Annotated in this window: 18 protein-coding genes; 3 read left to right on the top strand and 15 right to left on the bottom strand. The window is 68.6% G+C overall.

From position 1 onward, the window contains the following. Position 1: 1 nt before the first annotated feature. The 11 genes from R3E10_12665 to R3E10_12615 all read right to left on the bottom strand — a co-directional run bounded on the left by R3E10_12665 (position 2) and on the right by R3E10_12615 (position 15,058). The gene (locus R3E10_12665) at positions 2–1,141 is read right to left on the bottom strand and encodes a hypothetical protein (GenBank protein MEZ4416592.1); all 1,140 of its coding nucleotides are present in this window, start codon (positions 1,139–1,141) and stop codon (positions 2–4) included. After that, positions 1,138–2,448 carry an aminoglycoside phosphotransferase family protein gene (locus R3E10_12660; GenBank protein MEZ4416591.1) on the bottom strand — a complete coding sequence of 437 codons (1,311 nt, stop codon included), beginning with the start codon at positions 2,446–2,448 and terminating at the stop codon, positions 1,138–1,140. The genes R3E10_12665 and R3E10_12660 overlap by 4 nt, the downstream gene beginning before the upstream one ends. Next, positions 2,445–4,259, bottom strand: a complete 1,815-nt coding sequence (locus R3E10_12655) for an ABC transporter ATP-binding protein (protein MEZ4416590.1) — start codon at positions 4,257–4,259, stop codon at positions 2,445–2,447. The genes R3E10_12660 and R3E10_12655 overlap by 4 nt, the downstream gene beginning before the upstream one ends. After that, entirely contained in the window at positions 4,259–5,440 is a 1,182-nt protein-coding gene (locus R3E10_12650) for a glycosyltransferase family 4 protein (protein ID MEZ4416589.1), read from the bottom strand. The genes R3E10_12655 and R3E10_12650 overlap by 1 nt, the downstream gene beginning before the upstream one ends. After that, positions 5,437–6,663: a glycosyltransferase family 4 protein gene (locus R3E10_12645; protein MEZ4416588.1), complete on the bottom strand. Its 1,227-nt coding sequence runs from the start codon at positions 6,661–6,663 to the stop codon at positions 5,437–5,439. Before R3E10_12645 ends, R3E10_12650 begins: the two co-directional genes overlap by 4 nt. Before the next feature lie 17 nt (positions 6,664–6,680). Continuing rightward, a complete protein-coding gene (locus R3E10_12640) occupies positions 6,681–7,934 on the bottom strand; it encodes a glycosyltransferase (GenBank protein ID MEZ4416587.1) in 1,254 nt (417 codons plus the stop codon). A 303-nt stretch (positions 7,935–8,237) separates the two neighbouring features. Continuing rightward, positions 8,238–9,701, bottom strand: coding sequence for a hypothetical protein (locus R3E10_12635; GenBank protein ID MEZ4416586.1), 1,464 nt, complete (start codon positions 9,699–9,701; stop codon positions 8,238–8,240). Next, on the bottom strand, positions 9,698–10,282 hold the full coding sequence (locus tag R3E10_12630; GenBank protein ID MEZ4416585.1) for a hypothetical protein: 585 nt from the start codon (positions 10,280–10,282) through the stop codon (positions 9,698–9,700). The genes R3E10_12635 and R3E10_12630 overlap by 4 nt, the downstream gene beginning before the upstream one ends. Next, the gene (locus R3E10_12625) at positions 10,279–11,685 is read right to left on the bottom strand and encodes a sigma-54 dependent transcriptional regulator (protein ID MEZ4416584.1); all 1,407 of its coding nucleotides are present in this window, start codon (positions 11,683–11,685) and stop codon (positions 10,279–10,281) included. The genes R3E10_12630 and R3E10_12625 overlap by 4 nt, the downstream gene beginning before the upstream one ends. After that, positions 11,682–13,925 (bottom strand): ATP-binding protein, encoded by a 2,244-nt coding sequence (locus R3E10_12620; protein MEZ4416583.1) that lies wholly within the window; start codon positions 13,923–13,925, stop codon positions 11,682–11,684. Before R3E10_12620 ends, R3E10_12625 begins: the two co-directional genes overlap by 4 nt. Positions 13,926–13,951: 26 nt before the next feature. Continuing rightward, positions 13,952–15,058 carry a phosphoglycerate mutase family protein gene (locus tag R3E10_12615; protein MEZ4416582.1) on the bottom strand — a complete coding sequence of 369 codons (1,107 nt, stop codon included), beginning with the start codon at positions 15,056–15,058 and terminating at the stop codon, positions 13,952–13,954. 672 nt (positions 15,059–15,730) lie between these two features. Here R3E10_12615 and R3E10_12610 point away from each other — a divergent pair. Both R3E10_12610 and R3E10_12605 read left to right on the top strand, forming a co-directional pair. Then, positions 15,731–16,771, top strand: coding sequence for a transporter (locus R3E10_12610; GenBank protein MEZ4416581.1), 1,041 nt, complete (start codon positions 15,731–15,733; stop codon positions 16,769–16,771). A gap of 103 nt (positions 16,772–16,874) precedes the next feature. Continuing rightward, positions 16,875–17,294 carry a hypothetical protein gene (locus R3E10_12605; protein MEZ4416580.1) on the top strand — a complete coding sequence of 140 codons (420 nt, stop codon included), beginning with the start codon at positions 16,875–16,877 and terminating at the stop codon, positions 17,292–17,294. Between the two features lie 15 nt (positions 17,295–17,309). Here R3E10_12605 and R3E10_12600 read toward each other — a convergent pair whose 3' ends face one another. From R3E10_12600 to R3E10_12585, 4 genes are all read right to left on the bottom strand, one after another. Then, positions 17,310–17,915 carry a protease complex subunit PrcB family protein gene (locus R3E10_12600; protein ID MEZ4416579.1) on the bottom strand — a complete coding sequence of 202 codons (606 nt, stop codon included), beginning with the start codon at positions 17,913–17,915 and terminating at the stop codon, positions 17,310–17,312. After that, positions 17,876–19,543, bottom strand: coding sequence for a gamma-glutamyltransferase (locus R3E10_12595; GenBank protein MEZ4416578.1), 1,668 nt, complete (start codon positions 19,541–19,543; stop codon positions 17,876–17,878). The genes R3E10_12600 and R3E10_12595 overlap by 40 nt, the downstream gene beginning before the upstream one ends. Positions 19,544–19,685: 142 nt before the next feature. Continuing rightward, positions 19,686–21,530, bottom strand: a complete 1,845-nt coding sequence (locus tag R3E10_12590) for an ankyrin repeat domain-containing protein (GenBank protein ID MEZ4416577.1) — start codon at positions 21,528–21,530, stop codon at positions 19,686–19,688. Next, positions 21,530–24,010, bottom strand: coding sequence for a DUF1592 domain-containing protein (locus tag R3E10_12585; protein ID MEZ4416576.1), 2,481 nt, complete (start codon positions 24,008–24,010; stop codon positions 21,530–21,532). The genes R3E10_12590 and R3E10_12585 overlap by 1 nt, the downstream gene beginning before the upstream one ends. A gap of 260 nt (positions 24,011–24,270) precedes the next feature. On the opposite strand from R3E10_12585, the gene R3E10_12580 reads away from it, so the two are divergent. Further along, positions 24,271–25,062 (top strand): hypothetical protein, encoded by a 792-nt coding sequence (locus tag R3E10_12580; protein MEZ4416575.1) that lies wholly within the window; start codon positions 24,271–24,273, stop codon positions 25,060–25,062. Positions 25,063–25,117 lie beyond the last annotated feature (55 nt).

Here is a 25,117-nt window from a genome sequence, read left to right as displayed (position 1 = left end):
CTCAGTCGAGCTCCGCCAGCATTGCCACCGCCTCATCGGCAAGCTGCAGCGAAAGGCCCCACCACCACGGACGCCGAGCGTACACCGCCGCCAAACGTGCTCGGACCAGTGCGCTCAACGCCTGGATGGCCGGGTCACTCCGGTCGAGGTCCGCCTCGGCCCACAGGCGCTCCGCACACGCCGGCGCCCCCTCGCAGCCCTGCAGACCTCGCAACCGCAGGTGTTCGGCAAGGTTCACCAGGTCGACCTCAATCGCTCCCACGGCGAGGCTCTCCGCATCGATGAGGCGCATCTCGCCCTGTTGGAAGAAGATCTGCTTGTCGTGCAGATCCCCATGGATCAGCCCGACGCCGTCCAGCTCCGGCAGCGATACGTGGCGCAGCGCGTCCAGGAGCGGGCCCAGGCCCGGCAGGAAGGACACCGACGTCCGCAGCAACAGCTCCGCAGACTCGCGTTCGCTCGCGACGTTGCGGCGGGGCAGGTCCGTGGAGGGACTGGCGGACTTCAGGGCCGCGAGTCCCTCCAGGACAGGAGCCAGATCCACGTCGTCACCCGCCCACAGCCGATCGTGCAGCGACGGTTCGCTCAGCTCGTCGAAGACGAGGGCCGCGAAACCCTCGTGGAGGTGCCTTGGCAGCAGAACGCAGTCCAGGCCCAGATGCCGGACGGTCTTCACGGCACGGTGCGCCTTCTTGAGCGCCTTCCGGGACAGCAGCTTCAGATAGCGAACCTCGCCGTGTTCCGCGGACGCGATCCTCAACACCGCTCGCCGGCCCCGCCGATAGGTGACGGGAGTCACGGTCAGGGGAAGGGCCATGTCCACCAGCGTCTCCAGATCGTGGGCCTCACCCAGCACGCGACGGCCCGGGAGATCGACGTCCTCATCCAGGGGCATGACGCGCCAGTCGAGGGCATCGGGCTGCACCCAGGGCCTCTCGCCCTTCCCCAGCCCCAACACCATCTGCCGGTCCGTCCCGCGTACACGGAGCGTCCACCGCCCCGTGGGATCGCGATCGAAGATCATCCCGCGCGGATCGATGACGTCCAGCGGGGCACTCTCGTTGACCGCTTGAGCCGCGGAGCGAATGATCGCCCGTCGCAGCCGGTCCACCTCGGGTTCATGGGTTCGCGTCGCGCTCAACACCCGACAACCTCCTCCAGGCGTGCGAGAATCCACTCTGTGCGCTCCGGCCAATCGGGGCGCAGGCTTCGGAAGGGGGTGTTCACCAGGCGCAGCAACGCCTGAGCATGGTGCCAACGCAACTTCTCCTCGTCGACGTGGCGACCCGCGTCGCGATAGCCGTGCACGACCTCCTGAAACGCCGGGTCGACTCTCCGTCCGTGCGCGTAGTACAGGTGGGCAGCAAGCGTCCCGAGATCGTAGGCCGGATCTCCAGCGCACCCACGATCCCAGTCGACCAGGGTCAGTCGTGCGCCGTCGATGAGAACCTGGCCGAGGTGGAGGTCGCCATGCAGCAGCACGCGCTCGGACGATCCGGGCGCAGGACCCAGGCACTCGACACAACTGAGTGCCCAGGCGCCCAGGCCTGGATGCACACGCTCGAGGTCTGCCGCACAGCGGCGCGCTTGGTCGGGTACCGTGTCGATCGGGAGGTCCTCCAGCGCAGCGGGCGGTTCGATCGCATGCACGCGGGCCAACAAGCGACCCAGTGCCCGCATCAGCTGCAGGTTGGTGACCGCGGCGGACCCCACCGGCACACCGCTGCACCCAGACTCGACTGCCAGATCAGGACGGGGGCGCCCGAGGGGGCGCGGCGCGTCCAGCCCGGCAGCGGCAAGCGCGTGCTCGCACGCAACGGCACGGTCCGCTCCCGAGGGATCGGCGTGCATGCGCAGGAACAGCGAAGGCCCGCGAGAACCGCTGTTCTCGAACACGGGGTCGAGGCGGAGGACCGCGCGTCGCTCGGGTCTGTAGCTGACCACCACCACGCGGCTGGCCTCGCTGGAAAGCCCGGCGCCTTCCGCGCCCGGCAGCAGGCCTGCGGGCTCCAGCCAGCGTCGGATCCATTTCGGTCGCAGGGCCCGGTGCAGGTGTCGGAGCCCCCGGTCCATGGGGAAGCTGACAAGGAGAATGCCGGCACGAGCGTCCAGATGGAACGGCTCGAGCGCTCCGGTCCGCTGCGCGAAGACAGGGTCGTCGAACCGCTCCGCCTGCGACTCCAGGCGCCACCCAGATCCCGTGCGCACGCTGACGAACGTCGTGCCGGCGTCCGGTCCCCCAAGCAACTCCACTCGGTAGGTCACCAGCCCCCCGTCGTCGCCTTTGAAGCGGGAGTAGACGGGAGTCAGGTTCACCAGCTCGTAGCCCGGACGAAGCAGATGGGCACGAATCCGCTGCGCCACCAACCGCGCGCTCCGGGAGTCTTCGACCGCCCTGGGAAGAAGGACGGGCCGGTCGTCGGTCTGGGGCAAGGGGAGCGCGCTCATGCCTCCAACTCCGCGAAGTCGGGTGTGTGATCGGACTCCTGCGCGGCCAACCATTCCAGCGCGGCCAACGGCGCGCCGTCGAATCCCACTCGGCCTCGCTGGAGGGCCACCGCTCGATCGGCGGCCAACGCCAGGCGCCGGTCGTGCGTGACGAGCAACACGGTTCTCCCGCGCAAGGCCGGCAAGACATCCTCGATGAGGCGCTGGACCCCGGCAGGATCGAGGGCGCTGGTGGGTTCATCGAAGACCACCACTGCGGCGTCCCTGAGCAGCGCCCGAGCCAGGGCCACGCGTTGGCGCTGGCCACCCGAGAGGGCGTCGCCGACCTCTCCCACCCGAGTCTGCACACCCCTGGGAAGGTGACCGACGACCTCCTTGAGGCCGGAAAGCCGCAGGGCCCGCTGGACCGCTTCGTCCGTGGTGGCTGGGCCGCCCATGCGGACGTTCTCCTCGATGGTGCCATCGAACAGCACCGTCTTCTGGAACACCATCGCGACCTGGCTGCGTAGATCGGCGATGCAGAGGGACCTGACGTCCTGTCCGTCGACGAGGACCTGTCCGGTGCGCACGTCGCGTAGCCGTGGGATCAGCGAAACCAGCGTGGACTTGCCGGCTCCGTTGGTGCCGAGCAGCGCCACGACCTCACCGGGACGAATGTGAAGGTCGACTTCGTCGAGCACGTCCGGTGCGTCATCCGTGTAGGCGTAGGACACCCGCGAGAAGCGCAGATCGCCCCGCAGGCGCGTCGGCTCGGGCGCGGGGCTCGGGTCGCGCAGATCCGGCTCGGTGTCGAGAATCTCGAGGAGGCGCTCTGCTCCCGCCGCCGACTTGACCATCTTGGCGGCGAGCGAGGTCACGCGGCGCAACGGCTTGAACAGCGCGCGCACGTACGATACGAACACGAGCATCTCACCGGGGCTCAGGCGTCCAGCCAGCACCTGCCGGGCCCCGACCCAAAGCACCACACCCGTCCCCAGCGCGATCGCGACATCGGCTGCCCTCCCCATCTGCCCCTCGAGCCTCGTGGCCGCCACCGCAGCCTTCTCGCTCTTGTTGGCATGTTTTCCGAAGAAGGCACCGGCCCGATCCTCGAGCCCGTACGCCTGGATCTCCGGCACTGCCAGCAGCGACTCCGCGGCATTCACCGCGATCTGACCTTCCTTGCGTCGCTGCTTGCGGGCTGCCGTACGGATCCGGCGGCCGTAGTAGAACACGATCGCGGTGACCACCGGCATTGTGACCACGGCGACCATCGTCAGCGTGGCATTCAGCGAAAACGCCACCAGCACGATCCCGACCACCAGCAGCAGCTCCTGCGCGAAGAGCACCACGCCTTCGAGCAGCAGCATCTTCAGCATGGCCGCATCCCCGGTGAGCCGGACCAACAGGTCCCCGCGCGGATAGCGTGCATGGAACGAAAGCGACATGCGGATCAATCGATCGTGAAGATCAGACCGCAGCTGCGCGACAATCCGATTCCCCGCCTGTGCGATCTGGACCGTGCGGGCATACTCCGCCAGGCCTCCCAGCACGGCCACGACCAGGAGCAGCGCACAACTGATCCAGAGAAGGAGAGCCCGTCCGTCGGCGCCGCTCAACGCGGCCGGCAGGAGCGCCCAGGGCCGCTCCAGGATGACCTGATCCAGCACCAGCTTGATCGGCCATGGCTTGAGCAGCTCACTGGCGATCACCACGACTGTGAGCAGACCCGCAGATACGAACGTGCTGCGGTAGGGCTTGGAGTAGGGCGCCAGCGTCCGGAAGGGCCCCAGCGTCCCCACGATCCGGTGCCGCAGGCGCTGACGGGCCATCAGGCCGCTCCTGCCCGACGCGGCGCCCGCACGCTCTGCTTGAGCATCGCCTTCAGCTCGAGGGCTCGCTGATCCCAGGTGTAGCGTCGTCGCGCGACCTCGCGGTTGGCGTGCGCCCGGCCCTGCGCCGCGGGCAGGTCCGCCAGCACCGCCTCCAGCGCGGCCCGGAAGCTGGAGAGCGACCCAGGTTGGAACGTGTCGAGATGGATGCCCTCCAGGTCGAGGCGCTCGACGGCCGGCACCGCACTGGCGAGCAATGGCACGCCCACGGCGAAGGCCTCGATCACCTTCAGAGGACAGAAGTAGGACGGGCTGGCCGCCGTGTAGGGCGCCACGGTGATGTCCGAGGCGCGCAGCACCGCCGGCACATCCTCGTGAGCCACGGCGGGCGTGCGCACAACGCGGTCCGGATGCCGAGCGGCCAGGCGATCCACACGCGCCGCCTCGGGGCCGTCCCCGATCACCCACAACCCCAACCCGAGCCGCTCCGGCATCGCAACGAACGCGTCCAGCAGCATCTCGATCCCGTGCCAGGGCTTCAGCGATCCCACGAAGGTGAGCACGGGACGACCCTGCAGAACCTCGGGACGCGGTGCGGGAGCGCCGTCGTTCAGGAACGAAGGCGCCACGCCGTTGGGAAACACGACCACCCGATCCGGGTCCGCGCCTTCGGCGATCACGCGGTCACGCAGACCCTCGGAGACGACCAGTACGCGGCTGGCCCGGCGGAACAACTCGCGCGCGATGGCATGCGCCGTCCCGGACAGGGACAGCGAGCGATAGGTCCGTGCCTCTTCCCACAAGGGGGCGTTCACCTCGAGGAAGTGCGGGACGCCTCGTGAGCGCGCATGTCGGAGCCCCGCCAGCCCGAACAACGTATAGCGCTCATAGATCGCGTCGATGGGCCCACTGGCATCGAGCGCCTCCACCACGGGCTGCTGATCCGTGAGGTCGTCCAGCTCGCGGACCAGGGAGTCCGCCGCACGCTCTCCGATCTGGGCGACCCGCAACGGAAACTCGCCCCAGGGTCCCCCGGGACCACGCCGGGTCACCGCCTGCAACTCGACCCCGTTCCGGACCAACGCACGCCCGAACTCACGAAAGTGCACCGAGGCACCTTTGGTCCCGTCCGGCGGAATGCCCGGATCTGCACACAGGTATCCCAGGCGAAGGGGTCTCATGCCACGGCCTCCTGCAGCGAGTCGGCCTGGAGCAGGTCGAGCAGGGTCTCGGCGTTCTTGTGCAGATCGAAGCGCTCTTCGGCACGGGCCCGGCCCGCCCGGCCCAGACGCTCGGCCCACTGCGGATCGTCCAGCAGGCGGCCCAGCGCTTCCGCGAGCGCCGGTGCGTCGCGTTCGGGAACCAGCAGACCGGTGACGCCGTCGTCGATGATCTCCGCGACGCCCGTCACCGGAGTGCTCACCACCGGCACGCCCGCCGCCATTGCTTCCAACAGCACCGTCGGCAGCGCGTCCCGGTTGCCATCGTCATCGACCACACAGGGCAGGGCCACGGCCGTGGCACGCCCCAGGAGCGCTCGGACCTCGTCGTGGCGTGCGGCTCCGATCAGGCGGATCCCGCGAACGCCAAGAGCGGCGATCCGCTGTTCGAGATCGGCACGCTCACGACCTTCGCCGGCGATGACGCACTCCACGGACCGTCCGCTCCGCTCGAGGCGCGCCACGGCATCGACGAGGTAGGCGAACCCCTTCTTGGCGACCAATCGGCCCACCCCGACGATCAGGGGCACCGCCCCCTCGGCTTTCTGATCCCGTGGATGGAAGACATCCAGATCCACGCCGTTGTAGAGCACGTGGAGCTTTCCGTTCAAGTCGGGCACCAGATGGTGCTGGATATGGAGGCGATTGGCCTCGCACACCGTCACGACCGCCTTGGCCTCGGCACACAGGGCCCGGAAGAAGGCCGGAGTCACGCTTTCGTGGTAGATGTCTTTTGCGTGACACGTGAAGCTGTAGGGAACTCCCGTCAGCCGAGCGACCAGTCGGGCCAGATCCGCCGCTGGTCCCGCGAAATGCGCGTGGAGGTGCTCGATCCCCCGCATCCGTACGTGCAGGGCCAGCTCCACGACCTGACGCAGTCGAGTCAGCCCTGTCTTGTCGCCCTCCAACTCGGCGAGCAAGCGCGGGAGGTGCAAGCCGACCGCGCGACGCACCTCGTCCGGGCGGGCTCGGAGGCCCGACAACAACGCACCGTCGGACATCTGACCCAGATAGTGGACCGGTGCGGCCAGGCGCCCCAACGCAGGTGCCAAGGGGGCCCCACCCGAGGCCTCGAGCGCGAATACCTCGACGTCTGCGCCAGCGGCTTCCAGAGCCACCATCTCGTGCAGCACGAACGTCTCGGACAGCTTCGGGAAGTACTTGAGGACGTACCCGATTCTCACGACTCGACCTCCGGAGCTCAGGATGCCAGAGGCAACGCGCGAGCGTGTGCCTCCGAGAGAAGGGACTCCGCAGCCACGCGCGCACCGTCAAAACGGATGCCGACGTCCGCGGGGTCGATCGGCGTGCGGGCGCGAGCCCGCTCCACCGCGGACGCGATGGTCCGAGGACGAGAGAGCTCCGCCGGATCGACGTAGTCGAGGAGGTTGAGCTCTTTCAGCCGGCGCGCCCGCTCCCACTGCTCCCGCCGTGGATAGACCCGAGGAATGACCACGACACGCTTGCGCATGGCCAGGCTCTCGTACACGGTGTTGTAGCCGCCCATTCCGATCACCGTGTCGGACGCTTCCAGCAACGCGGGCAGGTCCGACGTGCTCTCGAGTACGCGGGCACCCACCCGCTCCGCGCGCCGCGCCAATCCATCGCGTTCGGCCGCACCCATCATCGGTCCGGTCACGAGCGTGGCAGCCTGGGCCGACTCCTGATCACACTCGAGCCAGTCGACCACGGCCTGCAGGGTGGGATGCCCGTCCTCCCCACCCCCCACCGTCACGAGCAGTCCGCCGGTAGCAGCGGGCGCTGGTGCGGTCGGCTCGGCGGGACGGGACTCCGGGTCCGTGGCGCAGGCCACTCCCACGTAACGAAGCTTGTGCCCGACGCGAGCCCCCAGCCCATACTCGAGGGCCACGTCGCACACATGCGGATGGCCGTAGACGATGATGCGGTCGTAGAGTGTCTCCAGCGCCTGGCGGGTGTGCTCACGCGCCAACTCGCGCCGGGCCCGCAAGGGCTCGTCGACGATGTCCCGCATGCCCAGGACGATCAGCGCGTTTCCGACCCTCCGCTGCTCTTCCAGCATCGGGAGCAGCTCACCGCCGATCCCGATCGGTGAATGGTCCACCACGATGACGTCGGGGCGGAACTCGTGTGCCACCGCCTTGATCATGGCGGCGCGCAGCGAAACCACTTCGGGCGTCGACACGGAGAGACGGCGGGGCACATACTCGCCCTGATCCCCCTTGGTGACGCCCGGCAGGCGAACGAAATCGATCCCGTGGGGGAGCTCGAACAGATCAGGGCGGGGTGAGCCGGTCACGCACAGGACGCTGGCCCCCAGGTCGGCTTCGACGAAGGAACGTGCCAGGGTCGTGGTGCGGCGGAGATGGCCCAGACCGAACGAATCGTGGCAGAACGTGAGGACTCGCGTACGCCGCTCCCGTGTCCTGGCTCCTGCCTCCCCGGCGCGGGCCCGGTGGGGCCCGAAGGCACCCACCGGGTTTTTCGCGCATCAGGCCTTCTCAGGAGGCAGTAGGAACTGAGAAGACCGCAGAGGAGAAAGGCAGGGGGCGTACCGGGCAGGGCCGCCCGGGAGTCGGTTCCTATAAGTTATTTTATTATAATGTCTTACGGAATTTGGGCGTCCCAGGAACCGGCCCCGGGGCGGGTTGGAGTGGGACGCTGCGCTTCCCACCTGCGACGGGGGCCGTCACCGCTCCGTGACCCAAGGGTCACCGGACGCCCGATGGCTCCAGGGCGCGCTCCGAGGGTCCGGTGGCGCGTGGTGGCCGCTGCCCTGCTAAAACGCGACGTCCAGGCGAACCCACAGGTTGTGGGGACGGCGCCGGCCCAATTCACGCGACTGCGTGTCACGCAAGAAGATCTCACCCTCGATGATCCCGCGTACGTTCTGGCGCAGCAGAACCACCACGCCGGGCAAGACCGTGGTGCGACGGCGTTCGCCGATGGTGAACCCGTCAGAACGCAGATTCTCCGGTACGGGCGCTGCGAAGACCTCTGCCTTCAGGGATCCAATCACCCAGGGATACGCCAGCACCTCCAGCTTCCCGAAGGTGGACCAGTAGTCCAACGTGCCGTCGGCGTCTCTCCCCCAGGGATCGTCGTGGTGGGTGTGTACGAATCCGATGCCCGCGTCCCAGGGGCCGGAGAGTGCTCGCAGCGCGACGCCGAGGGAACGCGTGCGGTCCTCGACGCCCTGCGCCGCCGGTTGGGAGCCGAAATAGCCGAAGGTCTCGAGCGTGAGGGAATGGTCGAGGAGCTGCCCGCCGGTGCCCACCACCGGCCCGTCCCCATCGGCATACTGACCTTCGAGGTCCAGGCCTCCGAGCTTGTAGCGCAGCTTCACATACAGATCCTTGGCGGTGTTGTTGTCCGCGGTCTGGCGGGCCGTTCCCTGCGCGAGGCCGACGCCGTAGTAGAGTCGGGAGTTGAGCAAGCCGTTCAGCTCCAGGGATGGCTGTGTCCATCCCAGCCGGAAGGCGTTGCGCGAGACCACGTCAGCACCCGACTCCGGATCCACGAAGCGCAGGTCGGAGGCTCGAAACTCCTGCCAGGTGAACTGCTGTCGCGCGGCCCGGTCGATCTGCCGGTCGGCAAACGAGAACAGATAGGGATTCTGAAGGCCCAGCCACAGGTTGGCCCGGCGTGGAGCCAGGCCGGGGATGACGTCCTGGAACTTGAACTTGGCCTGAATGACCTGTAGCCCGTCCTCTCGGCTCCACTCGCTCTCCAGGAAGGCACCGATGCTGTTTCCGAGATTGGTGCCGGCGAGCAGATACACCTCGTGCGGAAAGCGGTAGGTGAAGTCGTAGTCCACCGCCTGATCGCGGGTCCATTGCATGTCGCTTTGGACCCGGATCGCGAGCGGAGACTGGCCGGGGACGTCGCCGGGCCAGATCGCCCGAGGCCACTGGTCCTTCCACGCTTCGTCTCCCAGGGACACCGGATCGTCCTCGCGCAGCAGGAGCTGGTTGTCCGGCATCCGGTAGCCGTTCAGACGAAAAGCCTCCCCGAGGACGTTGAGCTTGGGCGCCGCCGTGTGGCAGGTCGAGCAAGCCGTGCGGTACTGGCGCGAGAAGGCCGGAATCGGCCGCGACAGGTGGGTGACGTCGGCGTGCGCCGGCGTGTCGGGCGCCGGCCCGACCCAGAGTGGCCCGGTCGACCCGGCCAGCACCGGTACGACCAACGCGAACGCCCAACCAACCCGCCCCACGCTCCCGAGACCGGTGCGCTCCAGCTTCATCGTCCCATCTCCACGGTAAGCGCCGTCTGTCCTGGTTCGATTCGGACCTGCACGTCGTGGACCACGCGACGACGCAGCCAACCCACGACCCGGTACTCGCCGGGCTCCACGCCCTCCCAACGTAGGCGACCCTGCTCGTCCGTCGCGCCCACGTGGCGGCTCTCGCTGACCACCACCCACGCCGCCATCTCGGGATGCACGTGGCACAACACCACGTAGCTGCCGGGCTGCCCGAAGGTGTGGAAGCGGCTCTCCCCCGTGGGATAGGTGCCGAGGTCGAAGGCATCGCCTCTTCGTTCCGGCGAGAACACGTTGTGCATGATCTGGTCCGAGTTGAGGAACTCGGCGACCGTACCCGCTGGCACACCCAGGATGTTGGGAGTGAACCGCAGATGAAGCTGGTCGATCAACACCGTGTCGGGCTTCAGGGCCCGGGCCTCGCCCTCCACGGGGATCAACTCCACGACGGCCTCGGTGGCCGGGCGCCCCCGCCACAGCACCTGGACCTCGATGTCCGTTTGCCCCAGCAGCGCGGCCGGCTGGAGCGCCACGAGCAGAAACCCTGCGAGCATCCGACTCAAGAGCCTTCCCCTTCCTCTTCCAGATCCGCCGCATCGCCCTCGGCGATCCAGCGATGTAGCGAGCGGCGGCTCACCCCCGCAGCGCGGGCGGCGCTGGACACGTTGCCGCCGTGCTCCCGTAGCAGTGCATCGATGTAGGCACCGCGAAACTGACGTAGAGCGCGCTCGCGTGCATCGGCGTAGGGAAGCGATGCCAGCGGCGCGTCGTCCGCGCTCAGCGAACCCGTGGGATGGCCGACGATCTCAGGCGGCAGGTCGTCCAGGCCGATCTCCCCATCCACGTCCAGAATCACGGCGCGCTCCATGGCGTTGCGCAGCTGTCGGACGTTGCCGGGCCAGGCATACGCTTCCAGGGTGCGGAGCGCAGCTTTTGACATTTTGGGAACGCGTCGGCCGCCTTCCCGTGCAAAGCGCTCCACGAAGCGATCGATGAGGAGAAGCGCATCTCCCGGTCGTTCCCGAAGCGCGGGCAGGCTGAAGTGCACCACGTTGAGCCGATAGTAGAGGTCTCCCCGAAAGCTCCCGTTGGCCACTTCATCCGCCAGGTCCACGTTGGTGGCCGCCACCATGCGCACATCGATGGGCTGATAGCGCGAAGAGCCTACGCTGCGCACCTGCCGCTCTTCCAGGACGCGCAGGAGCTTGGCTTGTAGCGTCAGGGGCATCTCGCCGATCTCGTCCAGGAACAATGTTCCGCCATTGGCGGAGACGATCAGCCCCTCGCGCCGACCCACCGCTCCCGTGAAGGCTCCCTTCTCATGCCCGTACAACTCCGACTCCAGGAGCCCTTCCGGCAGCGAAGCACAGTCGACGGGGACGAAGGGGCCGCTCTTGCGGGCACTGGCGTCGTGGATCGCGCGCGCCAGCAGCTCCTTTCCAGTACCGCTCTCGCCCGTGATCAGGACGCTGGCGTCCGTGGGCGCCACTCGCTCGAGCTGCTCGAAGATCCGCTTCATGTGCGGACTGGCGCCCACGATCCGGTTGGCGGCATCCAGCCCGGCCCGGGCCCGTAGCGACTCGTTCTCCAGCAGCAGCCCGCGATACTTGAGCGCTCGGCCGACCGCAACCGACAACTGATCCGCGCTGAACGGCTTGGCCAGGTAGTCGAAGGCCCCCTTCTGGATCGCCGCCACCGCGGAGCTCACCGTGGCGTGGCCCGTGATCAGGATCACGGGCAGCGTGTCGTCGACCGCGCGAGCCCGCTCGAGGACGGCCATTCCGTCCGCGCCCGGCATCTTGAGGTCGGAAATGACGATGGCAGGTTTGAACTCTTCGAGCTCACCCTCGAGCGCCCCCGCCCCCGTGAGCGTGTGGCAGACGAACCCATCGGCGGCCAACAGCCGGCTGAGGTTCTCCAGCATCTCGGGCTCGTCGTCGAGAATGAGGATGCGTGAGCCCTTCACGTGGCACCCCCCCGAACCGGCAGCTCCAGCACGAACCGTGTCCCTTCATCGAATCCTGGATCGACACGCAGCACGCCTCCATGTCGCTCCACGATGGTCCTACACAACGTCAGTCCCAACCCCGTACCGCCTTTCGTGGTGAAGAAGGGCTCAAAGATGCGGTCCCGCAGTTCGTGGGGGATCCCGGGCCCCGAGTCTTCCACCCATACCCAGACATGGCCCCGCTCCGCGTCGTGACCCATGCGGAGGCGCACCAGCCCTCCGTCCGGCGTGGCCTGCGCCGCGTTGGTCAGCAGGTTGACCAACACCGCCTCGATGGCACGTTCATCCCCCACCACCGGCGGCACCGGACCGATGTCCGAGACCAGGTGGATTCCCTGTGTTACGAAGGTTCGCTCCAACAGGTCCACCAGGCGCTGGGCAACGGCGTCGATGTGGACCTGATCCGTGCCGGAGGACTCCTCGCGGGCGAACGCCAACAGGTCACTGGTGATGCCGCGGAGCCGACCCACATGGGCGCTCAGCACCTCCAGGTCCCGGGCGAAACCGGACTCGGGGTCGGCCTCACGCTGCATGAGCTCGATACGGTTCTGCAGGATGGCCAGCGGGTTGTTGATCTCGTGAGCGAGTCCTGCCGCCATGATGCTCACGGCGGCCAGGCGCTCGGAGTGCCGCATCTGTTCTTCGATACGGCTCTGCGCCCGATGGTCACGGACCACCAGGGAAGCACCCACCATTCGCCCCTCGGGATCCATGACGGGAGCCTGGGTCAGAGAAACGGGAAAAGCCACCCCGTCCTTGGGAGTCCGTTGTGTGAGCAGGTTGGTGACGGTACCGCCCTGTTCCATCGTTCGGCGGATGAACTCCAGCTCGGTCCAGGGCACATCCACGCCGATCAGATCGTCTACGGCGTGGTCGATCGCCTCTTCCTCGGAGAAGCCGAACAGCGTCTCCGCGCCACGATTCCAGAAGCGTATGCGGCTGTCGATGTCCAACCCGATGATGGCGTCGGCCGCGTGGGCCACCACCTGGGCCAACTCGGCCCGCGTGGTCTCCAAAGCCGTGGTGCGGTCGGCGACCAGCTCTTCCAGCTGTTGCTGCTGCGCCTGCAGGGCGTCGGCCATCCGAGTGAAGTCCTGAGCCAGGTCTTCCAGCTCGTCGCCGGTCTGGAACTGGAAGGGCTTGCTCTCCTCGCCCCGCGCCAGGCTGCGCGCGGCCGACCGCAGCTCGTAGATGGGCCGAGTGAGCTGGCCGGCCGCCATGGAAGCGACCCACAACACCAGCACCAGTGTCCCCGCCACGATCAGTGAGGTGAGCAGGAGGAACTGCCGAACGGACGCCTCTACGGCCCCCGGCGCCAGCGCTCGATAGAGCACGAGGAGCGGCGCGCGCAGGTCCCCGCCCGAGAGAGGCCGGAACCCGACGATGCCTCCACCCGGGAGACGTCGCGTCCCCGCTCCTCCTGAGAGAATCACCTGGGCGGCGCCCTCGTCGAAGTCGGTACGCAGATTGATGGACCCCTGCGCGGCCAACAGGCTGGCCCAGTCGTTCTTGCGGTCGGAGTGATAGAGGAAGCGCCCCGACTCGTCCACGAGGCCCGTCGTACCGGTCAATCCGGGCGATGCGTACTCGAGCCCCTCGAAGAGAGCCGCGAGGCTGGCCTCCGCCACCGCGACTCCGATGAGCTCGCCGTCCTCGTGGAGCGGTTCGACGATGGCGATGGCCGGGATCACACCCGGATCTGCGGGAGCCCCCGGTGAGCGGAGCTCGACCGGCAGGTAGAGAGCCTGCCCGGGTGCTGCCTCCTCGGCCTGGAAGAGGTAGAACAGCTCGCCGCTCGCCCCTCCTTCCTCCCCATCCCCGGGCAGGATCGACGTCTGGAACACCAGGTCTCCGTTGGCGTCGATCGCTTTCACACGGAGGATGGCCGTCGAATCCGTACGCAGGAACGTGGAGGCCAATGCATCGGCGGAGCCATCATCCGCGACGCCGGCCAACCGGTCGCGCAACACCGCCTCGACCAGGAAGTCGAGATTCTGCTCGACCTGGCGGAGCGAGCGGGCCGCGCGCAGGCGCGCGATCTCCAGATCGTACTCCAGACTCGCTTCGGCACTGCTGCGCAGCGTGCGCACCGCCGAGACGGCGGCCACCGCGGTCAGGGCCAGAAGCGGAATGAGCGCCAGCGCCGCGAACGCGGTGGCGACCTTGGAGCGGATCGAGAAGCGACGTGGTGCGTTCATCTGTGCGACGACGGGCTTCGGAGGCCTCAGAGCCGAAGGGTCCGTTCCAGTGCGCCATTCGGCAGCAGCGTGACGACGAAGACCCTTCTCCCGTCCGCGCCGGCCCGCACAGCAGGGAGACCGAGACCTTCCAGGAGGCCGGCGACGGTGGACGCCGTCGCACCCACCACTACGGTCGACACGCCCACCTCGTCGAACCAGGCGCGCAGGTCGGGCGGCGCTTCGAAGCTCCGTACGCTCTGTCCCGCCGCTCCCGCGGCCTCACCCAGCACTGGAACGTTTCCTTCCGCGAACCAGGCCCCGACGCCGGCCTTTCCGAGGGCATGCGCCAGTCCTGCGGCACGAGGGGCATCCCCGCCCGCCTCGACGAGGATCAACGTCTGGAGGTCACCGCCGCTCTTCACGTCGTCCGGACCTGTGTCGCTTCCATACTGGAGATTGAGCGACCCCGTGCCGGAGTCCGTGACCGTCGCGACGTACAGGTTGTCGTAGTCGCCGATGGTGGCTGTATCCACCACCGCGCCCAGGGCGGTCAAGGTGGGGCCGACCGTGTTGCTGTGCCCACCCACCAGCACGGCGTCCCCCGGATGCTCGGCACGGATGCGCGACACCAATTCGTCGAGGTTGCGGTACTCGATGGGCTCGAGCCCCATGCGTGTCGCGAGCGGCCCCACCGTGTTGCGGGTCCGCAGGGCCACGGTGGTGTACACGGCGGAGATGCCGGCGTCGTCCAACGTCTCCGCCAGCGCCTGGGCCCGAGCCGTGCCTTCGGCGCTCAGAGGTACCGAAATGGCATTCGAGTCGGGGTGGATCTTCTCCGCGTGCCGCACCACGAACACGGTCGTGGCCCTGGGCTCCGCCAGACTCACAGCGAGCGTCCGTTGCCCGAACCCTACCTTCACCAGGGCCGTGCGGTCGGACAGGTCGGGATGAGACACCTGGACGCGGTAGGTCCCACGCTCCAGCGGCACCGTGAACGCGCCCTGGGCGTCGGTCTTCACCTCCGCAACGCGGACCCCACCTTCGGAGACGATCGCGACGTCTGCACCCGGGATGCCGCCCCCGCCCTGGGAACCCTCCCGACTGACCGTTCCTTCGAGGCCCGACTGGCACGCGCCCGCCGCACACAGCATCGCGAGGAGGGCGACCCGCCCCGGCCTCCCAGCGTGTTCTCGAGGTCCTCCTCCCACACCTGCCTCCCGATCAAGGACTCCAGCTCCGAGCGCTCCCTGCCGCGCGCATCGTAGCGCCGGGACCATTCCCGCGAAACTCGTGGCAGAGCTTCCCAACCAGGCGCACGAAGGGGTACTCTGAATCGATATGACCCGCCGAAGCGCTCCCGCTCCGCTCGTTCTGCGGATCTACGGTGCCCTGCTCCTGCTTTTCGTTTCCGGGGCGGACCTCGCAGGCGTGCACGGGTGCCCTCACCACGAGCGGGAAACGACCACGGACCCGGCAACGCCACCCACGGCGGCCGGCCACACCCATCACGAACAGGGTGGAGACGACCCCCCCACCCCACATCCTTGCACATGCTTGGGCGCCTGCCTGGGCAGCGCCTCGCCCTGGACGCCGTCTCCGCCCCCAGCCGCCCCGCCCCCACCCGCATGGGTGAGGGGCCTCGCGGCGCCCGTGGGGCCGCCAGCAACGGTGCCGCGGGCCCAGCCCGAGCGGCTGCTCCCGGACGCCACCGGCCCTCCCTCCCTCGCCTGACACTCGGAACCCCGACGGCCGGGTCACGAATCCCGGCCTCACCAACCTGACGATCGCGGAGAGCGGATGCTCTGCGCGGGGGAGGCAGTTCCATGAATCCTGGACATCGAGTCCAGGCCAGGCCCGTCGTTTGGGCACTGGCCCTGTACGCATTCGTGCCTCACGTGGCTGAGGCCCAAACCCAATGGACGTCCGGCCGGCCGGACGGCCACGCACCCATCGGCGTCATGGGCGACCACACCCACGAGGCCGGCGAGTTCATGCTGTCGTACCGGTTCATGCGCATGAACATGGACGGCAACCGCACCGGCACGGAGGAAGCGAGCACCAGCGAGGTGCTGGCCGCCTTTCCCGTGAGCCCCCTGCGCATGCCGATGGACATGCACATGTTCGGCGTGATGGTCGCCCCTTCCGACCGGGTCACGTTCCTGGTCATGGTGCCGTACCTGCAGATCGACATGGACCACGTGACCCGCACCAACGTGGAGTTCACCACGCATGGCAGTGGAATCGGCGATGTTTCGGTCGGAGGTCTCATCGGCCTCAAGCGGGAGGGGTCGGTGCGGGCCCACCTGAACGCGGCAGTCTCGATTCCGACCGGCTCCATCGAAGTCATGGACGTGACGCCCGCCAGCTCGGGGAACGAGGTACAGCTGCCTTACCCGATGCAGCTCGGGTCGGGTACGTTCGACGTGAAGCCGGGCCTGACCCTGTTGGGCATGGGGCCGCGGGCCTCCTGGGGGGCTCAAGCCATCGGCACCGTTCGGATTGGGAGCAACGATCACGACTACACCTTGGGGAACCGCGTCGACGCCACCGCCTGGGGCGCGGTCCGCTTGAACGAGTGGGTCAGCGCCTCGTTGCGCGGTCATCTGGCCACCTGGGGAGACGTCGACGGCCAGGATCCCGCCCCATCGGTCAATCCCGCGCAGGGCCCGACTGCCCGTGCCGACCTCCGGGGGGGAACCCGCTTCGACCTTCCGGTCGGTCTCAACCTCTATGTACCGACCGGGGGCATGAAGGGCCACCGGCTCGAAGCGGAGTTCGGGGTTCCGGTGTATCAGGACCTGCACGGCCCACAGCTCCAGACCACCTGGAGCTTGACCGTGGGCTGGCAGAAGTCATTCAACTGACGTCCGGTCGTACCAAGGAGCGGAGGCGCCTGCCGGCGCCTCCGCTTGCCGGCCCTTTGCGCTCCGCACAGCTTGAGCGCATTTCGTTCCCAGGAGGTGGCCAATGCCAAGTCTGAACCGTCGTCTCCCTCGTGCTCTCCTCCTGCTGGCGGTCGGCCTTCCTCTCGCTTGCGCCTCCGGCGGATCCGCCGGTAGCGGAACTCCGGCAGGCCGCGGAGACATCACGCCCGAAGAGATCGGCACCCGATCGAATCTGGACCTGTACACGCTGGTCTCTCAGATGCGGCCTCAATGGCTGCGTGGGCGCGGGCAGATGACTCCGGTCGGCGGCCTACGGAGCGTGCGTGTCGTGATCGACAGCTCGCTGCAACCGGGGGGCGCCGATGTCCTGCGCACGCTGCGTGGGTCACAGGTGACACGGATCCGCTACCTGAACGGACAAGATGCCACCACGCGCTACGGGCTCGATGTCGAGGCGGGGGTCATCGAAGTCACCACCGGTGCTCGCGGGGGCGGCGGCTAGAGCGGTCCAGGAAGCTTAGCCGCAGGGGCGGGCCTCGGTCCGGTGCAGAAAGGTCACCGGCAGTGGAGAGGGCGGGACTCGCACCGCGGTCGCCGGCGCCGTCAGCGCCTGCGTCACCATGCAGTCGTCGCCCGGCATGATCTCGAGCGCGGCCACATAACGCGCGGAGGGCGTGTCGAAGACGCCCTCGATCTCCACGCTGTACCCACCGCTGAACCGCATCCCCAGCGCCACCACCAGCACGTCCCCCTCGAACGGTGTGGCCGGAGGCGCCGGATCGACGTGCGCATGGAATGCCGTCCAGTACTCATCCCACTCCCGCGGCGTGCGCAACACCGTACTCCGGGCTTCCTCGAGCGCGGACATGGGAGCGACCAGTGCCTCGACCACCGCGAATGGCACGGACTGCGCTTCCGCCGGCAGATCCGGGTACCGGGCGCGTAGCGGCTCGCTCACGGCCTGGCACCCGACGCTGGTCGCCATCGGAGCGGCGAGCAGCAGAGCCGCCCACTTCCGCCGCATCGCGACGCAGGCGAAGAGACGGAGCGCACGCAGCATCGCAAGGCGGCCCCCACTGCGCATCACCACGAGTCTGGGCCGGCCGCTGCGGACCAAGGCCAACGAGGATCTCCCACCCCCAACAGCTCCCCCGTCACGGGGTCCACGGCGATGCCGTTCAAACGTGCGAAGTACACGCCGAACGCCTCCGTGGTCAGCACGAATCCGGACTCCCTGCCGTCGCCGGCGGCCCAGTCCGCTCCCTCCACACCCGTGCCGACCTCGAGCGTCAGACGATCCTCGCTGGGATGCAGGCGAGGAGCCGCGAGCGCGGATTCCAGGTCCATGCCCTGGTCACCGAGACGGACCAAGGTCGAAACCAACGCCGAGATGATTCGGCGGGAGCCCGCACCGCCCAACACGTAGGCCAGCTGCCCCTCGCGAAGCACGATCAACGGCGACTGTGAGGACCAGGGACGCGCCCCCGGCTGCAAATCCACCAGATAGCCGAGGGTGGAAGCGTACAGGAAGCCGAGTTGCAGGCTGGCGACCCGGGCCCCTCCGGTGGGGCCCAACGACTGCGTCAGCGACACCGCTACACCGGCCCCATCCACGATGGAGACGTGCGTGGTGTTGGGGTGCTCACGGTCGACCCCCGCCCCCGGAGCGGCCCCCACGAGGCCGAGCGCCCCGGCCAACTCCGCGGCCCGCCGGTCGGCCCGCGCCTGCGACGTGATCTCCGCCGCGATCTGGTCGGGAGATCCCGTGACTCCCTCCCGGTCGGCGAAGGCCATGAGCAGCGCCTGGGCGAGCGTCGCCTGCCAATGAGCAACGTCTCCACTCAGGTCGACGCGATCGAGGATCTGGAGCGCCTCGATGGTCGTGAGCCCCGACGCCGGCAGGTAGCTCCCCCACAGCTCCAGGTCGCGGAAACGGCCGTGCCCCACCAACGCGGGGCGAGCCCGGTAGCCGGCCAGGTCGGCCGCCGTCACCAATCCGCCCGCCGCTGCCATCTCCCGCGCGATGACATCGGCGAGCGGCCCCTGGTAGAAGGCTTCCGCACCGCCCTCCGCCAGCTGGCGGAGCGTCGCGCCCAGCGCTCGCTGCACCAAACGCTCGCCGGCCTGGTAGGTGGATCCATCCGGCTTCAGGAAATGCGCCCGGGCTCCCGGGTCGGTGGCCAGCTCCGCGGAGGCGCTCGAAAGCCGCTCTGCTTCTCCGGGGCTCAAACTGAACCCCTCCTCCGCCAGTCGGATCGCGGGCTGCAGCACTCGCTCCCAGGCGAGCACGCCCCCACTCCGGTGGAGGGCGGCCAAGCCGGCCACGGTCCCGGGGATGGCCACGGCGGACCAACCGTAGTCGCCGCCCGGTGCGGAAGCCGGATCGAAGCCGACCGGCACCTCCGTGGTGGCATCGAGCCCCTGGACCCGACCCTGCCCGTCGCGCCAGACCACCTGGGTACGGCCCCCGAGTCCGGACTGGGTCGGCTCTGCCACCGCCAAGGCGAAGCCCACCGCCACCGCGGCGTCGATCGCGTTTCCGCCCGCCTCGAGGATCTGCACGCCCGCCGCGGTCGCCGGTTCCGACCCGGTAACGACCATCCCCGCGCGGGAGCGCGCCACCCGCGACAGGGGCGCGGGCGTGTCCGGGGTTTTGGCCGAGCAACCCCAGCAGACGAGAGCGAGCGCGAGGTTCCCCGCGATCCGCGACGGTCGGTGCCTGGAGCACCGCATCCCTCGCGTGAGCTGCATGCGTTCCGTCTCCACAGTCGGTGTGCGGCCCGCGGAAAGTGGCGAGGTCGGAGGCTCGCAGCAAATCCCCCAAACGACGACCGGCGCCCTCTTCAGGGAGGGCGCCGGCTGGCGAGCGCAGGTCCGGTCGCTGCCGAGCGTCTCAGCAGGACTGACAGTTGTGGTTGTTCTTGGCCCCGAGGCCCTCGAGAAGCTCGATGGTGGACGGGAACGGCTGCACCCGCTGCTGGGGTCCGTTGGCCATATCCACCGTCGTCTGCCCGCGGCGGCTGACCACCATCACGTCCGCACCCTTCGAGACCAGGTAGCGAATCATCTCGTCGTCGCCGCGGGACGCGGCATTGTGCAGCGCGCTGTAGCCGTCGTGGTCGCGGACGTTCACGTCCACGCCCAGCTCATCGACGAGATACCGCACGGCCGGGAGCCATCCGTTGGGCACCGTCACGTGCTGCTGGCCCACGCGCGACGTCCCGTATCCCACTCCCGACGCCGCGATCAGGGGGTGCACGCCCGGCCCGCCGACGGGCACCGGGGGCAGCCCGGACGGATCCTCCTTCTCGGGACCGTCACCGCTCCCGCCACCCCCGGGGAAGCGCCGCTCCGGCGGCTTCATCGTGGGGATGTTGGGGTCGGCCCCATAGGAGACCAGCAACCGCATGGCCGCCACGTCCAACGAATAGGCCGCCCGCCAGAACGCGGTGGCGCCCATGAAATCCACGCCCATGCGGCCCGCATTGTAGGCCGAATACCAGATATGGTTGTTCACCCGCGTGTTGGGCTCGGCACCCGCCTCCAACAGCGCCTTCATGACCGTGAGGTAGTCGGTGGTCTGCTGTTGCCAGGCCGTCGGCTGCGGATACCAGGTCCGAAGCGCCCAGCGGCCGTTGACCACCGCGAAGAGCGGACCCACTCCGTCGTCGCTGACCAGGTTCGGATCGGCACCGTGCTCCAACAGCATCATGGCCAGATCGTAGTTGCCGTTGATGGCCGCGATCAGCAGGGCGCTGGTCTGGTCTCCACCGGAGATCTGGTTGACGTCGGCGCCGGCCTCGAGCAGCAGGCGCGCCTCGGTCAGGCGCCCGTCGCGGGCCGCGTAGTGCAGGGCCGTCAAGCCACCCTGCGATCCGATCAGGTCGGTGTACGACATGGCGGCGGCGGTACGCGTCGAGTCGTTGACCAGGCTCTGCCGCGCCTGACCCGGCGCGGTGGGCCGATCGGGATCAGCGGGGGGCGGAGGGGTCGGATCATCGGGGTCCGGCGGTGTGGCCCGCTGCGCCTGGGCGGGGGCACCGGCGCTCTGGCCTCCCTGACCCCGCTGCGCCTGCGGCTGCTCACCCCGGGCCGCTGCGATCAGGCGCGCCCGCTTGCGACGCTCGTCCTGGTCGGCTTTGGCACGCTCCCGGTAGTCGACCACCGTCGAGGCCGCCGACACGTCCGCCCCGGCGCTCAACAGCGCGCGCACCGCATCCGTACGGCCGTAGCCGGTCGCAAACATCAGCGGTGTCCGGCCCGAGTGGCCGTCCCGCGCGTTCACGTCCGCGCCAGCCGCCACCAATGCCTGAAGCGTCGTCACGTCGCCGGACTCGGCGGCGAAGTGCAGGGGCGTCACGCCGGTGGTCGTCAGCGCGTCGGGGTCCGCCCCGGCATCCAGGAGCACGCCCACCACCTCGGCCAGGCCCTTCTGGGCGGCCAGGTGCAGGGCTGTGTAGCTGCCCAAGCGCGTGGCGGCCTCGACCTCGGCCCCGGCATACAACAGCATGGAGACGAGCTCGGCACGCCCGCTCAACGCCGACCAGTGAAGCGCGGTCATGCCGTCTCCCTGGGCCGCGTTCACGTCGGCGCCCTCGCGCAGCAGGGCACGGACGGCCTCGATATCTCCGCGTTCCGCAGCGTCTGCTACCGGAGCCTCCGGGGGAGGCGTCAGCGCGGCGGTCAGGAAGACCACCGCCAGCGCGCTCAGCGTGTTGGCCTTGAGCATGGTGCGCATCAGTTGCCCTCCGTTCCCTGTTGCATCTGGTCCGCCGTCACTTCCATCCGGCCCATCCTGAAGGCGTCGCTTTCGACCACGCCCAGGACGAACGAGGAGAGCCTGTAGTCGTTCTTGGCCGCCGTTCGCGTGATCTCGCGCACGGCCGGCATGTCGTACCACTCGATGCGTCGTCCCAACGCGTACGCCATGAGGTTCTGCGTGAAGTTGCGCAGGAACATCTCCGGACGCCGCAGGATGGCGGCCCGCAGATCCGCCGGACCCTTGATCTCGGTGCCGTCGTAGAGCTCCCCGACCGGGTCGACCGGATTGCCCTGGTCCTTCACGCGGTAGGCGCCCGTCGGATCGAAGTTCTCCAACGCCAGCCCGATCGGATCAATCACGCGGTGACACGAGTTGCAAGACGGATTGGCCCGGTGCTGCTCCATCCGCTCACGCACGCTCATGACACGACCCTCGTCCACACTCTCCTGGGAGTCGAGGGTGGGAACGTTGGGTGGCGGTGGGGGCGGCGGCGATCCCAGGATCACCTCCATGACCCATTTGCCACGCAGCACCGGCGAGGTGCGGTCGGCGTGCGAGGTCTGGACCAGCACGCTGCCGTGCCCCAGCACGCCCCTGCGGGTGTCATCGGGATAGTGGACCAGCGTGAAGTCGTCACCGGTGACGTTGGGGATCCCGTAGTGCCGGGCCAAGCGCTCGTTCACGAAGGTGTAGTCCGCGGTGATCAGGTCGAAGACGTTCCGGTCCTCGCTGACGATGTAGTCGAAGAGCAACTCCGTCTCGCGGCGCATGGCTTCCGCCAGGGTCGCGTCGTAGTACGGATAGCTCAGCGCGTCGGGGTCGACCTTCTCCAGATCGGGAAGACGCAACCACTGCGCGGCGAAACGCGCGGAGAGTCCCTGGGCGCGCGGGTCCTGTAGCATCCGCTTGACCTGCGTCTCCATGTTCTTGCCCTTGGAGAGCTCGCCTCGCTGCGCCAGGCCGAGCAGCTCGCCGTCGGGCGAGGTGCCCCAGAGGAAGAACGAGAGCCGCGACGCGAGATCGACATCGCTGATCCGGTAAACGGCGCCGGGCCGTACGTTGTTCGGCACCTCCTCCGCCCGGAACACGAAGTGCGGGCTGGCCAGGACGGCTTCCAACGCGAAGCGGATGCCCCCCTCGAAGCCACCGTCGGCCTCACCTTCGTCGTAGAAGGACATCAGCCCTTCGAGATCCGTTTGATTGAGAGGGCGCCGATAGGCCTGGGTCGCCAACCGCTCCACGATGCTCTGGGCGCAGGGCCGCGCTTCGCTTGGCGTCACGGGCCGGCACGAGAAGATCCGTCGGCGCGTCCCGGTGTCGGAGACGCCCGTCACCCGGAAGGGCCCGACCACCGCGAAACGCTGAAGGTGGGGTAGCGTCGTGACACCGTAGTCGAGGCCGATCTGCGTGTCCGCCAGTGTATGGTCCACCGGCGTGATCAAATCGTCCTCCGGCCCTTCCCAGTTCTTGATGAAGGCTGCCGCCACCCGATGGGTTCCGGCCCGCACGTCGACGGAATCCGTCGAGAGCGTCATGCCGCTCGGGTCCGAATCGGACATCCAGCGGTCGATGTCGAGGACTGCGACCCGCTCGCCGTCGATGGAGACCTCCACGCGCTCGTCGAGCTGGGTCCGCCCGAACAGCTCGCCTTCGGGCGCCGAGTGCAACGTCACCTGGAAGACGTAGCGGCCGTCCGCCGGGAAGCTGTGCTCCACGACGATTCCGCCACGCGTACCGAAGGGCGCGCCGGGCACCCGATCCTTCTGCGAGGCAGTGCGCGGCACGGCATACGGCGTCGAGGCCGGGTCGGCGTTCACGTCACCGAGAGCCACCCGGCTGATCTGCGATGCAGCCCTGAGGTACCCCTCCATCAGCGTGGCCGACGGAAGCTGGACGTCGGCGATGTTGTCGAAGTTGGCGCTCTTGGTGTCGAGCGGAAGGAAGGCGTTGACGTCGACGTCGATGCCGAGCAGATCCTGAACCGCGGCCCTGTACTCGGCACGATTCAAGCGCTGGAACGTGCGACTCCCCGGATTGGGGTTCTCGCGCGCCAGCGCGTCCATGCGATTCTCCAGCGCCACCATGAGCAGATCGAGTGAGTCCGCGGCCGGACGCCGGCTGCCTGCGGGCGGCATCATTCCCGCGCGCAGCTTGCGGATCATCTTCTCGGCAACGTCTCCGTTGTCGGCGGCGCCGTCGAAGGTGAAACTCTCCAGGGAGAGGTTCCCGGTCATGCGCTGCTCGTTGTGGCAGCGCAGGCAGTACCCTTCGATCACCCCCTCGAGCGCCTCCTCCGGCGCCACGACGTTGGTGTGCGCGCTGGTCAGCGCAGCGGCGACCCAGGGAGAAGAGGCCTCGGCCGACGGGCCCGGGCTCTGATTCTGGGCATACGCGATCGTGGCGAGCGCGACGCCCGCGATGATGGGAATCGCGACAGGGTGGCTGAGATTCGTCATGGAACCCTCGGGCTGGGCTGTACTGCTCCCTCGCGGCCCGGCACCGGGTGGCCGGCCGTGGGGGATGGACCACCTTCAAATCTGGGGAGGAAGGCGCTCGCGCTGCAAATCCCCGCCCTGATGGCCCCGCCGCGCTCGGGCCCGGCCAGGGGGTGCGCCCTCGGGAGCCCCGACCCCCGGGGCCTAACGGTGGGCCCCGGCCCCCTGTCCCTGCTGCAGTCACGCGCGCGCCTGAGACTGGAGCTATGGGAGGAGGAGGAATGGGCATCAACAAATGGCAATGGGCTGGAGGAGCCGCCCTCATCGGGCTGATCGGGCTGGCAGCCTGCTCGGAATCCACGGCGCCCGAGGACGAAGCCCTGTTGGCACTGGTGGCCGACCAGGCGGCGGCGGCGACCGCCGAGCAGGTGGGGATGATGCGGAGGCCCGGCATCCCGGGGTGGGGCTTCCCCCACCTGACGGTGCGAGGGGTGGATACCACCCCTGATTGCCCCATGGAGGGCTCGACCTATGTCTGCACCTTCGGCCGGGGCGGCGTCGAGACCACGGTCGAGATCACCTTCCTGGACGGGTCCGGGCAGGCCCAAGCAGCGTACGACGAATCAACGACGGCCAGCGTCCACATGACCTCGGCCTCGGAGCGCAGCTTCACGCGCGAGGCGGCCACCGGCTTCTCGATGAGGAGCGCGGATCTGACCGTCTCGGGTTTGGAGGGTGCCGAGACCACCCGGACCTGGACGGGCACGGCCTCGGGGGAGTCCACACGCTCGTCGGATGAGCGGGGAACCTCGGCGATGACCTTCCTGTCGGAGATGAACGAGGTCGTCATCCCGCACCCCCGCCAGGATGATTCCTGGCCCATCTCCGGGACCATCCGCTCCACGGTGAGCGGCACGTTCACCGACCCAGAGGGCATCGTGACCCAGGTCGATCGGGATCTCACCGTCGAGTTCAACGGGACCCAGTTTCCGACTGCGACCCTGAACGGCGAGGCGGTCGAGCTCGATCTGGCCTCCCGCCGCGGACACATGCAGCGGGGACACCACAAGTAGTGAAACGCGGAGGGGTGGCGGGCCGAGAGCTCGCCACCCCTCGGCACCTACACGC

The organism is Gemmatimonadota bacterium (assembly GCA_041390105.1).
Taxonomy (GTDB): Bacteria; Gemmatimonadota; Gemmatimonadetes; order Longimicrobiales; family Gaopeijiaceae; genus JAGQIF01.
The sequence above is the reverse complement of the archived record's forward strand: the minus strand, read 5'-3'. Positions and strand labels throughout refer to the sequence as shown.

Excerpts from the sequence above, each read along its gene's own strand:
- R3E10_12580 (MEZ4416575.1), top strand. The coding sequence starts at position 24,271 with ATGGGCATCAACAAATGGCAATGGGCTGGAGGAGCCGCCCTCATCGGG.
- R3E10_12650 (MEZ4416589.1), bottom strand. The coding sequence starts at position 5,440 with ATGAGACCCCTTCGCCTGGGATACCTGTGTGCAGATCCGGGCATTCCG.
- R3E10_12595 (MEZ4416578.1), bottom strand. The coding sequence starts at position 19,543 with ATGCAGCTCACGCGAGGGATGCGGTGCTCCAGGCACCGACCGTCGCGG.
- R3E10_12660 (MEZ4416591.1), bottom strand. The coding sequence starts at position 2,448 with ATGAGCGCGCTCCCCTTGCCCCAGACCGACGACCGGCCCGTCCTTCTT.
- R3E10_12620 (MEZ4416583.1), bottom strand. The coding sequence starts at position 13,925 with ATGAACGCACCACGTCGCTTCTCGATCCGCTCCAAGGTCGCCACCGCG.
- R3E10_12615 (MEZ4416582.1), bottom strand. The coding sequence starts at position 15,058 with ATGCTGTGTGCGGCGGGCGCGTGCCAGTCGGGCCTCGAAGGAACGGTC.
- R3E10_12610 (MEZ4416581.1), top strand. The coding sequence starts at position 15,731 with ATGAATCCTGGACATCGAGTCCAGGCCAGGCCCGTCGTTTGGGCACTG.
- R3E10_12585 (MEZ4416576.1), bottom strand. The coding sequence starts at position 24,010 with ATGACGAATCTCAGCCACCCTGTCGCGATTCCCATCATCGCGGGCGTC.
- R3E10_12635 (MEZ4416586.1), bottom strand. The coding sequence starts at position 9,701 with ATGAAGCTGGAGCGCACCGGTCTCGGGAGCGTGGGGCGGGTTGGTTGG.
- R3E10_12605 (MEZ4416580.1), top strand. The coding sequence starts at position 16,875 with ATGCCAAGTCTGAACCGTCGTCTCCCTCGTGCTCTCCTCCTGCTGGCG.
- R3E10_12655 (MEZ4416590.1), bottom strand. The coding sequence starts at position 4,259 with ATGGCCCGTCAGCGCCTGCGGCACCGGATCGTGGGGACGCTGGGGCCC.
- R3E10_12590 (MEZ4416577.1), bottom strand. The coding sequence starts at position 21,530 with ATGCGCACCATGCTCAAGGCCAACACGCTGAGCGCGCTGGCGGTGGTC.